This is a genomic window from Gracilinema caldarium (assembly GCF_029265695.1).
In the GTDB taxonomy this organism is placed as follows: Bacteria; Spirochaetota; Spirochaetia; order Treponematales; family Breznakiellaceae; genus Gracilinema; species Gracilinema caldarium_A.
Window position 1 is genome coordinate 77,393 of sequence record NZ_JAJUHW010000004.1, and the last position, 12,886, is coordinate 90,278.

General features: G+C 46.3%; 13 protein-coding genes and 2 tRNA genes. 10 read left to right on the top strand and 5 right to left on the bottom strand.

Going from position 1 to position 12,886, the window contains the following annotated elements; genetic code table 11:
- Nucleotides 1-4 precede the first annotated feature (4 nt).
- Complete coding sequence (locus tag Q7P68_RS02560; RefSeq protein ID WP_304222402.1) at nucleotides 5-1,543, bottom strand: peptidylprolyl isomerase; 1,539 nt, start codon at nucleotides 1,541-1,543, stop codon at nucleotides 5-7.
- 233 nt (nucleotides 1,544-1,776) lie between these two features.
- Here Q7P68_RS02560 and Q7P68_RS02565 point away from each other — a divergent pair.
- Together Q7P68_RS02565 and Q7P68_RS02570 are read left to right on the top strand one after the other, a co-directional pair.
- Nucleotides 1,777-1,850: transfer RNA gene (locus Q7P68_RS02565), tRNA-Asp, on the top strand.
- A gap of 76 nt (nucleotides 1,851-1,926) precedes the next feature.
- Nucleotides 1,927-1,999 (top strand) — tRNA-Pro (locus Q7P68_RS02570).
- A 408-nt stretch (nucleotides 2,000-2,407) separates the two neighbouring features.
- Here the strand turns inward: Q7P68_RS02570 and Q7P68_RS02575 are convergent.
- Together Q7P68_RS02575 and Q7P68_RS02580 are read right to left on the bottom strand one after the other, a co-directional pair.
- Nucleotides 2,408-3,325: a DUF6544 family protein gene (locus Q7P68_RS02575; protein WP_304222404.1), complete on the bottom strand. Its 918-nt coding sequence runs from the start codon at nucleotides 3,323-3,325 to the stop codon at nucleotides 2,408-2,410.
- Nucleotides 3,322-3,720 (bottom strand): FMN-binding protein, encoded by a 399-nt coding sequence (locus Q7P68_RS02580; RefSeq protein WP_304222406.1) that lies wholly within the window; start codon nucleotides 3,718-3,720, stop codon nucleotides 3,322-3,324. Before Q7P68_RS02580 ends, Q7P68_RS02575 begins: the two co-directional genes overlap by 4 nt.
- A gap of 236 nt (nucleotides 3,721-3,956) precedes the next feature.
- Here Q7P68_RS02580 and Q7P68_RS02585 point away from each other — a divergent pair, with 236 nt between their 5' ends.
- The 7 genes from Q7P68_RS02585 (at nucleotide 3,957) to Q7P68_RS02615 (ending at nucleotide 10,157) form a co-directional block, all read left to right on the top strand.
- Nucleotides 3,957-4,940: a potassium channel beta subunit family protein gene (locus tag Q7P68_RS02585; protein ID WP_304222408.1), complete on the top strand. Its 984-nt coding sequence runs from the start codon at nucleotides 3,957-3,959 to the stop codon at nucleotides 4,938-4,940.
- A gap of 97 nt (nucleotides 4,941-5,037) precedes the next feature.
- Nucleotides 5,038-6,006 (top strand): LEA/WHy family protein, encoded by a 969-nt coding sequence (locus Q7P68_RS02590; protein ID WP_304222411.1) that lies wholly within the window; start codon nucleotides 5,038-5,040, stop codon nucleotides 6,004-6,006.
- A gap of 103 nt (nucleotides 6,007-6,109) precedes the next feature.
- Nucleotides 6,110-6,667, top strand: a complete 558-nt coding sequence (locus Q7P68_RS02595) for a hypothetical protein (RefSeq protein WP_304222413.1) — start codon at nucleotides 6,110-6,112, stop codon at nucleotides 6,665-6,667.
- A 46-nt stretch (nucleotides 6,668-6,713) separates the two neighbouring features.
- Nucleotides 6,714-7,589 carry a ribokinase gene (locus tag Q7P68_RS02600; RefSeq protein WP_304222416.1) on the top strand — a complete coding sequence of 292 codons (876 nt, stop codon included), beginning with the start codon at nucleotides 6,714-6,716 and terminating at the stop codon, nucleotides 7,587-7,589.
- 201 nt (nucleotides 7,590-7,790) lie between these two features.
- A complete protein-coding gene (locus tag Q7P68_RS02605; protein ID WP_304222417.1) occupies nucleotides 7,791-8,024 on the top strand; it encodes a thioredoxin family protein in 234 nt (77 codons plus the stop codon).
- A gap of 3 nt (nucleotides 8,025-8,027) precedes the next feature.
- Nucleotides 8,028-9,212 carry a permease gene (locus Q7P68_RS02610; RefSeq protein ID WP_304222420.1) on the top strand — a complete coding sequence of 395 codons (1,185 nt, stop codon included), beginning with the start codon at nucleotides 8,028-8,030 and terminating at the stop codon, nucleotides 9,210-9,212.
- 9 nt (nucleotides 9,213-9,221) lie between these two features.
- On the top strand, nucleotides 9,222-10,157 hold the full coding sequence (locus Q7P68_RS02615; protein ID WP_304222422.1) for a cation diffusion facilitator family transporter: 936 nt from the start codon (nucleotides 9,222-9,224) through the stop codon (nucleotides 10,155-10,157).
- 97 nt (nucleotides 10,158-10,254) lie between these two features.
- On the opposite strand, the gene Q7P68_RS02620 is transcribed toward Q7P68_RS02615, so the two are convergent.
- Nucleotides 10,255-11,274 (bottom strand): endo-1,4-beta-xylanase, encoded by a 1,020-nt coding sequence (locus Q7P68_RS02620; RefSeq protein WP_304222424.1) that lies wholly within the window; start codon nucleotides 11,272-11,274, stop codon nucleotides 10,255-10,257.
- Nucleotides 11,275-11,373: 99 nt separating this feature from the next.
- Here Q7P68_RS02620 and Q7P68_RS02625 point away from each other — a divergent pair, with 99 nt between their 5' ends.
- Nucleotides 11,374-12,201 (top strand): glycoside hydrolase family 16 protein, encoded by an 828-nt coding sequence (locus Q7P68_RS02625; protein ID WP_304222425.1) that lies wholly within the window; start codon nucleotides 11,374-11,376, stop codon nucleotides 12,199-12,201.
- Here the strand turns inward: Q7P68_RS02625 and Q7P68_RS02630 are convergent.
- The gene (locus Q7P68_RS02630; RefSeq protein WP_304222427.1) at nucleotides 12,182-12,859 is read right to left on the bottom strand and encodes a hypothetical protein; all 678 of its coding nucleotides are present in this window, start codon (nucleotides 12,857-12,859) and stop codon (nucleotides 12,182-12,184) included. The genes Q7P68_RS02625 and Q7P68_RS02630 overlap by 20 nt on opposite strands.
- Between the last annotated feature and the right edge of the window lie 27 nt (nucleotides 12,860-12,886).

The window sequence follows — 12,886 nt, forward strand, 5'->3', positions numbered from 1 at the left end:
ACGGTTATTTATTGCTGGCCATAAAAGTGCGGACAAAGGTATCAAAGAACTGGTCCTTAAGTTTTTTGCTGTTTAAGAAATAATTCCGCAAGGTCCGCTCAGAGTACTGGCCGGCAACATAGTTATAATAGTAATTGATGACAGCAGAGGTAGAATCATCAGCTTTTATTTCAGAAACGGGATTGAGAACAATCACGTTGTCACCCACCACGAAAGGCTTGGATGGCGTCTGTAGGGGCGTAGAAAAAGCGGTTTTCCAGAATGTTTCGTTTATAGACGCTGAAGCAAGCTCTTTTACATTCATCGAGCTTAATCCTTTAAAAATCTCGATATCACCATAGTTGAGAGAGAGGGGACCAAAGGATTTCTTTTCCAAAGCCATTGCGGATGCGGCGTTAGCAAAACCCATGGTACGCGCTTTTTCAGCAAAACTATTAGCCTGAGCGATGAGGTAATCTTCAATTTTTCCTTTTTCAAAGGAAACCATATAAGATCGGGCCTTTTCGAGCAGTGCTTTGTCAGGGGTCGTGACAGGCCGGGGATCTTCTTCTGCGCGGTAGAATGCCCAGCCGGATGGACCTTTAACAATTTCACTCAGAGAACCCTTTGTAAGATTGAGTACCTTTTCTTTGCTTGCAGTATCGGTTATTTCAGTGGCGAGTTCATAGGCATATTTTAGCCCCGTGTCTCCGCCCTTGTCGGCAAATTCATCCTTTGAATGGGTTTTTGCTGCATCTTCAAAACTGACGGTGCCATTTTTTACAGAATCATAGACCTTTTTTGCATCCCCTTCGCTGGAGCTGATAGTAATTTTGGAAAGGTGTACCTGTTTGAATAGATCGGGATTTGCACTTATAAAGGCAGCTACTTCGCTGTCGGGATAGGATGCGAGAGGAAATACGACCATATCAAAACTGCGTTCGGGGGATGCCATGGAAATAACGAAGTCTTTTTCCTGGCTCGAGATGCGCAGATTGAGGGTGTCTTCCATATAGCGTTCTAATGCAATCTGGGCCTCCAGATCTCGCCGGAGATTCATCCTGTCCGCTTCCGATATAGCTTTATATCGGGCCGCAGAAAATTTACCGTTTTCCTGGAACACCGGAAGGGCTGCCATTCGTTTATCCACGAGCACCTCTGGGGTTTTGTATCCAGTCTTTTTCATTTCCTGCAGGGCAGCGGTCTGAATAACGGTGCTTTCAAAAGCGGCCCGCCAAACCTGGAAAGCAGCGTATTGGTTATTTTGGTCCTGACCGGAGGATCGTAGCTGTTCACTATAATAGTCCCGTTGCTGGGCGAAGTAATTGCCGGGGATAAACTCAATCGGAACACCGTCATAGGAGCCGAAGGATAACCTGCCACCTTCAGCCAGGCTGTTTGCTTTGGGCGCCATAGCGGGAACCAGCACAAAGGCAATCACAGTAAAAAGGGTGATGAGGATAGAGCCCGTATAAAGAGCGGGATGGGCTTTGAAACGGCGGACAAATTCCTGCCATCCAGAGACCTCATTCTGTGCAACAGGCTTTTTTTCTTTTGATGCCATAGAGTTATGTACCTCTCTGCGTTGAAGCTCGACGTTTACGGTTCAATAAAAAATTGCACCGCGGGCAGTAAACCATACCATGCAAGCAAAGGGTCGTCAATGACTTTGAACCGATATGAAATGGAGAAGAAAAGGTAAAAGTCGGTTGCTTATGAAAACGCTTCGGTCATTAAAAATTTTAAGCAAAACTGCTTGACATAAAAATAGTATTTCGATATATTCACAACCGTTACGGGGGCGTAGCGAAGCTGGTTATCGCGCTGGCCTGTCAAGCCGGAGATCGCGGGTTCAAGCCCCGTCGCTCCCGTAAAGCCCGTCCAATTTTGGACGGGCTTTTTTCCATATAAGCGTTGTAACAAAATTAATAAAAAGCAACAGAATGACGGGCTGTAGCGCAGGGGCTAGCGCGCTTGGTTCGGGACCAAGATGTCGGCGGTTCAAATCCGCCCAGCCCGAGGAATACTCAAAAGATCACCATTTCTGGTGGTCTTTTTTATTTAGCGGGCAGTGTCTTTAATAAACGTAGAGGCGAGGGCGGGCGGATTTGAAACGGAGCAGGCGCGCCGCGAAGGCGGCTGAAAGCGCCCAGGGATGGGCGCGGCAGCCTGCGGAGGCGGGCTGGAGTGTGGATGCAGGAAGCGTCCGCACGGAAGCCAAATCCGCCCAGCCCGAGGAATACTCAAAAGCCGCATTGTTCAATGCGGCTTTTTCGTTTTAAGGATGAAGCGGGCGCTGCATAGCAGCGTCCGCCCAGCCCGAGGAATACGAGAAGGGGATGTCCAACTAGTTTAGGACATCCCCATTTTATTTAACGAGCAGTGTTATCAGTGAACCCATAGGCGGAGGCGGGCTGGAGTCTACCCTTTATAAGTCCTCAGGTAAGCTATTAGCATCTAAGACAAGAGAATGGATCCGGTCAAGTTCTACATAGATATAGGGGTTCCCATCATAATCATGGATTCCTGCACCTTTTTCAGGAATACGGAGCCCTGCAATCTCCTTGGAACCCTCAAAAGGAGTAGCCCACCTGTCTTTTAGATTACGGCCCTTTACCTCCGCATAACGATCTTCGGAACGCCAGTTAACAGGCCGGCCTTCGCTGTCCACAGTCATCACCGCCGATACGGCCATTCCTGCATAGGTCATGGAAAGTTCGATGCTGTTGCTTCCAATCTGACGAAACTTAAGCGGCAGGCTAAAGTACGCGAGTGGACAAAGGGTGAGATCGTTGAGGAATGTAACGAAGGCGGAGATGGCCATTTCAGGCCCTTTGGAATCCACAACCTTAATGAGGTCCATCGCCTTGATAAGCATTCTGCCCTGGCCTTCTAAAAAGGAGTCGATACCCTTCATAGGTGGCTTGGTGGAGCTCAAGTAAACCACCCTGGCAGGATTGTCTAAACGGTTATACTGTCTCATGATGAGAGGCATCCAGGGTTCAGTCGGGCCATTTCGTATTCGGCCTTCCAGAATCACCGAAAAGGATGAAATGCGGTTTTTCCCTGCTACCTGTGCGTTACGGAAATACCGCTGAGCTGGTTCTGGTAAAATATCAATGTCAGCTTCTGTTATCACAGATCCAGGCGCACCCATTGATATTGAAACCCATTGAGCGGTTTTATTCTGCGGTGCTGTGCCTCTTGCATAGTCAAAAGCCTGTGGAAGGGAGCGAGCGCGTTTTACATTTGCTTTAGCTTGACCTTCGAGGCCGACAAAACGTATTGCTATGATGAGGGCTGTGCAAAGAGTAATGGAGATGATGAAAAGTATAGGTTTGTTCATGGCGTCTCCATCTTTTCAGCGGTAGCTTTTTCCAGGGCGTCCTGGATTGCCCGGAGAATCACCCTGCTGCTGCCGGTAGCGCCGCTTACCGCATCTACTTTAAGACTCTGAGCCTCGACCACCCGGTCTACAATTGCCTCAGCAGGCTTCCCTCTGCCGCAGTCATGCCGGAGTATGGTAATTTGAGAGATCCTGTGATCAGCAGTATCAACCGAAACTTGAACCTTTACCAAGGTGGTATTCCACGCTCCAATCCATGTTCCGTCCGCTGTTTTTGAAAGATCCGGATCGACGATTTCTATGTTGTCGAATTCTTCCATAAAATTACAGCTGCCTAATGTAAGGGAGAAAATAACTGCAAGCAGTACCGCCCATGGTTGTTTTGTCAGTATCATATAAGCTCCTTCTGTGCTTTAATGCAAATGTACTAGCCGCCCCCCAGGGCTTAGTTCTCATCAAACTGTAATTGTTAACAGTGTTCACATTTTCTAATCTATAGTTAACGATGTTAACATTATTTGTCAAGGGGGTCTTAATACCATGTTTTTATACACCATTGCAATCATATATAAAAAATAGTATATTTAAATTGATTGATAATTATCAATCAATTTAATGCAAGGAGACTATCATGGAATATCGACGGCTTGGTTCGGCGGGGGTAAAGGTTTCGGCCCTATCCTTAGGCTCATGGGTAACCTATGGATCCCAGGTTGATGTAGATGCAGCGGCGACCATGCTTAAGGCTGCTTATGATAATGGGGTTAATTTTTTTGACAATGCCGAATCCTATGCGGGGGGCAAATCTGAGGAGATTATGGGGGCAGCCTTGAAAAAACTGAGACTCCGCCGCGCAAGTTATCTCGTGAGCACCAAGTTCTATTGGGGGCTTAACGAAGGCCCCAACGAGAAAAATACCTTAAACCGTAAATACCTCATGCAGGCCATAGACGGTTCACTCACACGGTTCGGCCTCGATTATGTAGATCTGGTTTTCTGCCACCGGCCGGACCCGAACACTCCTATGGAAGAAGTGGTCTGGGCTATGAACGATATGGTCGCCTCAGGAAAAGCCCTTTACTGGGGAACCTCCGAATGGAGCGCCGAGGAAATACGGCAGGCCTGGGAAATCGCAGACCGCCGCAACCTCCGCAAACCCCAAATGGAACAGCCCCAGTACAACCTGTTGTTCCGAGACCGGGTGGAAAAGGAATATCAGCGGCTGTATCGGGACATCGGCCTTGGTCTTACCACCTGGAGCCCCCTGGCTTCGGGGGTCCTTTCGGGTAAATACGCCAAGGGTATACCCGCAGGTTCTCGCCTTTCCCTCCCTGGCTATGAGTGGCTCCTTGAGCGGTTCCCCAAGGATGTATTAGGAGCAGTAGCAGCGCTCGATCCCATAGCCCGTGACCTGGGAGGGACCCAGTCCCAGCTTGCCCTTGCCTGGTGCCTTAAAAATCCGAACGTGAGTACGGTTATAACCGGTGCAAGCCGTAAGGAACAACTGGAAGAAAATCTAAAAGCCCTTGATATGGTTCCCCGACTTACCCCATCGGTGCTTGATGAAATTGACCGGGCTTTGGCGCCGGCTCTGGCTATAATGTCAGGAAAATAAGGTTCCCCGTTTCAAGAGTGACCGACTTTTAAAGTTGGCTCACTCTTGAAAAACCGCCCCTTTTGTCTCAAGCTTATGCTATAAGGGGGGATGTCTTATGATGAAACGTGGCTGGTTTTTGTTCTTTTTAGGTATACTTTCTGTTGCTGCCTACGCTCAGACCTTGCCAAAACCGACAGCAGAAATAACCCAGTTTCAAATTAAGGAGATATCACTTCGGGATGTAACCTTCCAGTTTGAGCTCACCGTTAGCAATCCTTATCCGCTTGAGCTTAGTTTTTCAGGTATGACCCTGGATTTTTCCGTAGAGGGTTCAAAGGTTTTTAGCGCGGCAAATCAAGGAGGGTTCAGTGTTTCCGCTAAGGGCAAGAAAGCGAACCGGTTCAATGTAAAACTTGCCTATGAGGATATTTATAAATTAGTACAGAATTACACCACTAAAGAATGGCTTAATACGGTTATTAACGGAACCCTCTCTATTCCGCTGCCTAAATTGCTGGGTGTTCCTCCCAGTATCAGTTTTAACTACAAACTTGAAAAGAAAATCCCTGCTATTAAACCAACCGTAGCTATTATCGGCTTTACGGTTACTCCACCCAGCGCTGCTGAAGTATCCGCCGCCCTTACCAAGGCGGGTAAAAAGGCTGATCCTGAAAAAGCCCGAGGCGCCATAGCGGATATTTTGTCGGGTAAGAAACCTGACAAACCGGTTATCGATCCCGCAGAACTGGATTTACCCCTCAACGTTAGCTTTACCATTCAGATTCGCAACGATGCTCGGGGGGCTATTAATTTTACTGCGGTCGGTTACGAGCTTTATATCAATAACGAGAAACTAGTCATTGGAGACAGCAGCACGGTAAAACAGGAAGGTCAGAATGTCTATATAACGGTAAAAAACACTTTTAGTACTAAAAAGCTCAGTTCAGCGGTCAAGGCCCTGTTTACCGAGAAAAAGGGAAGTTTCAGGGTAACAGGAAGTGCTCGTATCAAGTTGCCAGATGATATCAGCAAAGAGCCGATTCCTCTGGGGTTTGATGAACGGGGCTCCTTTGCGCTGAAATAAGCGGCGGCATAGTCCCCAGAGGAGGCCATTTTTAAAGTGGCCAGCATTTGAAATTGTTCACTCCATATTGCGGCAACACTCATTTTACGTTACCTCTTTTGGTATGGATGCGTTCGGCACTATAGAATTTGTCTATGATATGAGTCTGTACCGGCTTAAGGTTCATGAGGGGCTCAAGAATATGAACTTTATACTCTACCAAGAGGGCTCTTTAATCTACAAAGACCGAATCCCCCTACGTATATGGAAAGAACAGCACTTTACTCACCATATGTACATCAATATGGACAATAAAGATTTTGCAATCATTTTCATCGTAGGACTCACAGAAGCGCAAAGTGTGGCATACAGTCTCCAGATAAACGGAACACTTGTTGCGGGGGAGGAACCTCAGCGGCTCAGGGAATTAACCAAGGATGCGGAGACCGAATTGCCTTATCAAGCTTCCCCCTGGGCTCTCTCACTGACGTACATGAGTCCTCTCTTAATTTTAATTATTACTGACCTCATAAATCAAAATCAGCGAGAGTTCTTTGATTATTTTAAGTTAGAAATAATCGGCGCCATGTCTATTGTGGCAACCGAATTTGCATCTCGGTTCCTTAACAAGGGCGGGAAGGCCCTTAGGGCGGGAAGGCCCTTAGGGCGGGAAAGTTCGTAAAACGGTGATAATTTAATTGGTAAAATAGTGCTGCCAGGAGTCCCCCATGCGTATTCTTAATTTTGGATCTCTCAACATTGATTACGTGTACCGTGTGGACGCGTTTCTTAAACCCGGTGAAACAAAGGCGGCCAAGTCTCGGTCTGTATTTGCTGGCGGCAAGGGACTCAATCAGTCCTTGGCCATGGCAAAGGCGGGGCTGACGGTGTTCCATGCAGGGAAAGTGGGAGCCGAGGGGGACTTTCTGGTGGATACTCTCAAAAAAGGCCGGGTGGACACGAGCCTTATCGGCCGCTCAGACAAGCCTTCGGGGCACACTATTATTCAGGTGGATGACCAGGGCCGGAACTGTATATTACTTTTCGGAGGGGCTAATCAAGATATTGATGAGTCTTACATTGATGCTGCCTTAGCTTCTTTCGGTTCAGGCGATTACCTGGTACTCCAAAATGAAATTTCCCTCGTACCCGAAATTATTAAAAAGGCTAAACAACGGGGGCTTTTCATCATTATGAATCCTTCTCCGTATACACAAGAGATTCTCTCTTATCCGCTTGATAAAATTGATATGTTTCTGATGAACGAAATTGAAGCTGAGGGTTTTACGGGCCTTCAGGACCCCCGGAAAGCCCTGAATGCCCTGTGTAATGAGTTCCCCCAATCTCAGATAATACTAACCCTGGGCGACAAGGGGGCCCTATGGGGCCGGGGGACGGAAGGGATTATCGAACAGCGGGCCTATCCAGCTACAGTGGTAGACACCACCGCCGCGGGGGATACCTTTTCTGGCTATTTTATCGCCGGCCTTGTAGAGGGCTCTTCCGTTCCCGAGGCCTTGGATTTGGCCTCCCAGGCCGCGGCTATCTGCGTAAGCAGGCCGGGAGCTGCTGATTCAATTCCGTGGCGGCACGAAATGCGATGAGAATTTATCTTGAAATCCGCGATTCAGCGCAGAGTTTACAATAAAATATAAGAGACTGGCTTTTGAAATTGGCTTATATATAAAATACTGTATTTGTGTTTTAATATTGCAGAATATTGCAATAATTTATAGAATTTTATCTTGACGTCTTTGATTGATGTTGCTATATTTTGAAACAATAAAACATAACAGGAGGACGTTATGAAGATACAGATTCTAGGCACCGGTTGCGCCAAGTGCCAGCTTCTTGAGAAAAATGCCCGCGAAGCAGTACAGGAATTGGGATTGACCGCAGAAATAGAAAAGATCACTAATATTGATGATATCATGTCCATGGGGGTTATGATGACCCCTGCATTAGCCATTGATAATGATGTTAAAATCGTTGGCAAGGTCCTGACAAAGGATCATATAAAAGAACTTTTAACGAGGTAAATTGTGGCTTCCAAAGAAATTTCGTCTAACAAAGCATTAGGAATTGTTGCGCTGGTCTTTTTGGCTGCCTATTTTATTCCCTTTGATGCTCCCCGTGTAGCAGGTGCTGTGCAGGAAGCATTTTTAATGCTCAGTGAATATGCACGCCAGCATGTACTGCTCTGTGTGGTACCGGCCATGTTTATTGCCGGTGCTATTACCGTTTTCCTTAACCAGCAGGCTGTCATACGGTATCTTGGACCCAAAGCTCCCAAAGCGCTGGCCTACGGAGTTGCTTCTGTATCAGGAGCTATTCTTGCGGTCTGTTCATGTACGGTGCTTCCTCTTTTTAAGGGTATCTATAAAAAAGGCGCTGGCCTTGGACCTGCTGTATCTTTCCTGTACTCCGGTCCGGCTATCAACATATTGGCTATTGTAATGTCCTACAAAATATTTGGATGGAAGCTGGGAACTGCTCGTATGGTTGGGGCTATTCTTTTTGCCATAGTTATTGGTCTTTTAATGGAACTCATTTTCCGCAAAAGCGATGAAGAACGCTTGGCGGATGAACGTATGTTTAAATACGAAAAAACCGAAGGTGAGCGGACCCTGGGCCAGATGATTCTGTATATGGCCTCCATGATCGGCATTCTAGTTTTTGTGAACTGGGCCAACTCCAAAGGAGCTTCCGCTGTATGGGACACTATTTATAATAGTAAATACTGGATTACCGCAGCCTTTGCTCTGCTCCTTATTTTTACATTGGTGAAATGGTTTTCTAAGGATGATCTCTATACCTGGGTGGTGGCAACCCGAGATTTTGCTCTCCAAATTTTACCTTACCTGTTTGGTGGTGTGTTAGTAGCAGGCTTCCTGCTAGGGCGTCCCGGCCATGAGGCCTTGTTGCCCAATGAGTGGGTCGCAAAACTGGTTGGCGGGAACTCGCTTTTCGCAAACTTTTTTGCGGCTATCACCGGCGCATTTATGTATTTTGCAACCCTGACCGAGGTTCCAATAATCCAGGGGCTTTTAGGCAGTGGCATGGGCCAGGGGCCTGCGTTAGCCTTGCTGCTTGCTGGACCATCCTTGTCACTCCCTTCCATGCTTGTTATTGGAGCTGAACTGGGCTGGAAAAAAACAGCAGTCTATGTCGCCCTTGTTGTAGTCCTCTCTACGCTAGCGGGATTGCTTTTTGGTCTAGTAGCATAAGGATTCATTATGAAAGATCAACATGACCATGACGATAATGACCATGTTCATGAACACATATTAGAAGGATCAGGAGGAAAATTACTTGCCTCTATCCTTATCACTACCCTGACCTTAGTCGCAGAGCTTGTCGGAGGTATTCTGACCGGGAGCCTTGCTCTGCTTTCTGATGCGGCTCATGTGTTTATGGATATCTTTGCACTTGCTCTAAGCTATGGAGCGGTACGGCTTGCACAAAAGGCTCCCAGCGCTTACCACAGTTTCGGTTTCCGACGAATGAAAGTTATTGCGGCCTTTGTTAATGGGACGACACTTCTGGTGATCGCTATAGAAATTTTTAGGGAAGCCTACAGCCGTTTATTTACCTCTGAGCATGTTTTAGCAGGTCCCATGCTAATTATCGCTATTATTGGCTTAGCAGCAAACCTTTTGGTAGCCTTGGTTCTTGGTGGTCATGATCATGATGATCTAAATGCTCGATCTGCATTCCTTCATGTGTTGGGTGATGCTCTGTCTTCGGTCGGCGTAATTGTAGCGGGTATTATTATTCTATTTACAGGATGGTACTGGGTGGATACTATTGCCAGTGTCCTTATCGGTATTGTCATCCTCACCGGTGCTTTTAAAATATTAAAGGAAACGGTACATATTCTTAATGAAGGAGCGCCAGCGGGATCTTCTGCCAAAGCGGTTGAACAAGGATTGTTAAAAATTCCCGGTATCCTTTCTGCCCATGATATTCATGTATGGACCATTGAACCTGGATATACTGTATTAAGCGCCCATGTCCTTCTTGAAGACCAATTGGTCAGCAATACCAGACCTGTACTTGAATTGTTAAAGAGGACACTAGATAAAGAATTTAGCATAAACCACGTAACAATTCAGTTTGAATGTGTTAACTGTGGTCAAACCTGTGTAGCCTGTGAAGGTGCGGACCTTTGAAATTAGTTCAACTTTGAACTTTAGAAGTCCTCTTTAGCCAAGCGAATTATTTTGAAGAAGTTTTCAGCTGCTTTCTAATAAACAGCTGAAAACTTTTTTATAGCTTAAAATCAGCTATCGTTTTCTTCATGAGTTCATATACCGGTTTGGGCGCTTTGTTGCGGTCAAAGGGATGGGCGCTCCCGTATCCGGCAAAGGTCCCGGGTATCCAGCTATATAGATCAGTGTAACCCCAAAGAACGAAGGAAGAAACCTTTTCTTCCAGGGCAATGCGGAGGAGATCCAGGTACACCTTCTGCTGGGCAGCTTCCTTTTCAGGCGTTACTGGCAGTTTAATGCGTACATCTACCTCGGTAAAAGAAACGGACAATCCCAGATCCCGGAAACGCTGGATGTTTGCTCTGAGCGCTTTTTCGTTGACCGGTTGTTCAGCCAGCACATGGAGCTGGAAACCAACCCCGTCGATTGGCACCTTTCTGGTCACCAGGTCCTTTACCAGATTGTAAAAGGCATCTCCCTTGGTTGTTCCTGCGTATTCATTGTTATAATCATTTAAAATGAGTTTTACCGATGGATCTGCTTGGCGGGCTGTTTGAAAAGCTATATCGATATACTCTCTGCCGATGGTCTTCATCCACACCGAGTTCCGCAGTATTCCATTGTCGTCAATGACTTCGTTACATACATCGTATTCATAAAATTTGCCCTTGTAGCGCGTGAGTACCTGGTTTATTGTATCCTTCAGAACGGAGAGGGCTTTCTCTCTATCGGTCAGGTTGTTGATAAAGGGCGGATTCTGGTTGTGCCAGACGAAGGTATGACCCCGGAGCTTCATATTGTTCTTTTGCGCAAACTCAACCAATTTGTCGGGATCGGACCAGTTCCAGAAACTTTCGGTGGGCCTGAGGTACTGGAGCTTCATAATATTTTCAGCCACCAGTATGTTGAAATTATCTTGCAGCAGTTTTGCATCCTTTGGATCAAGCAGATCACTGGGACGCACTGCTACACCGAAGAGAAACTGTTTGGAGTCTGCAACAGTTTTCATATTCTTGGGAGCACAAGAAAGGAAACCTATAACTCCGACGGCTAAAATGAACCAATATTTCGTTTTCATGTGTTTATCTTGTCATTGATTTTTTACTCTGTAAAGGGCGGCATGTAAAAAGTTGTTTGCAAAGGGCTGTAAAGGTGGCATACTATGTGGGGGGCAAATATGGAAAACAAATTGCATAAGATTTACTTTATATACGGAATCGTCTTTTTCATGATAAGTCTGGCTTTTACATCCTGTGATACTTCGGTTCCCGATCCCAAGACAGCCTATGTCCCTGCTGGATACCGTCTTGTGTGGCAGGATGAGTTCGATTATAAAGGCGCACCTAACCCCGATAAATGGAATTATTCATTAGGTGGAAATGGCTGGGGAAACGGAGAGGTTCAATTTTATACAGATAAAAGAACCAATTCTTTTGTAGATAAGGGTATGCTTACAATTAGGGCTGCCAACGAAAATGGGATGTGGACCAGCGCCCGTATAAAAACCCAATACAAGGCCGATTGGCTCTATGGTTATATAGAAGTTCGAGCCCGTCTGCCCAAAGGGATAGGTACCTGGCCAGCTATCTGGATGCTGCCATCTTTTGATTCCTACGGCGCTTGGCCGCGCTCAGGGGAGATAGATATCATGGAGCATGTTGGTTTTGATCCCAACGTAATCCATACAACCGTCCATACCCTCGCGTATAACCACAAAATAGGAACCCAGAAAAACCATCATGCGGTTGTCCCCGGTGCGACCGAAGCGTTTCATATTTATGGAATAGAATGGAACGAAAATTATATACAATGGTACATCGACGGAAAGCCCTTTTTTAAATTTACCAATGAGCAAAAAACCTATGCCGAATGGCCCTTTGATAAGCCTTTTTATCTTATTCTTAACCTAGCCATAGGCGGTTCCTGGGGAGGCCAGAAAGGCATAGATCCAAAAATGAAAGAAGCTCGGCTGGAAATAGATTATGTCAGGGTGTATCAAAAATAATATCCATTTCTGCCCCCGGTCCCTCTTTGGGGTTCGGGGGTAAAAAGGATAGCTGGACTTTGCCTTCCAAGAGCGAAAAAAAACTTCCCTGATAAATCTGGTTTAATATTTCTTCCGCCATTCGTGAATTAGTTCCTGTTTGGCAGCGGAAACGCACACTGTCTCGGTCTTTTAGATGATGGGCCTGGAGATTAATTGTATGGGAAATAGTGAACAAGCCTGCGAGGATATCGGTAATACAGATAGCTACCACTAAAGCCGTTTGGGTGTCTAAGCTGTGTCGCAGCGCCGATTCTTCAGAACGGTCAAAAAAGGTAGTAACCTGTATGCCATCAGGAGGAAGCCCAAATTCCTGCGGAGTAGTAATGAAGGATTGTAAAATATCATGCAAGTTCAGTTCTGAAAGGGTTTCATCCTTGTCATAGAAATGGTCATCGAGAGAGGAGAGTATTTTAATACGCCGTCTCAAGCTGCTTCGGTCGCCTCCTGAAGCAGCGTCCATGTCAATAATGCTGAGCAGCAATTGATGAGTTGTTCGGTGGTGAAATTCCAGATTTTTTAGCTGTTTTTCTAGCTCCGATATATGTTTTAAAAGACGTACCTGAGATGCCTGACTTTCTTCGAGGTCCAACTTGAGCTGTTCCGTACTTTCCCCCATGGTTCCCCTCCCAAAAGTTGCCACTTT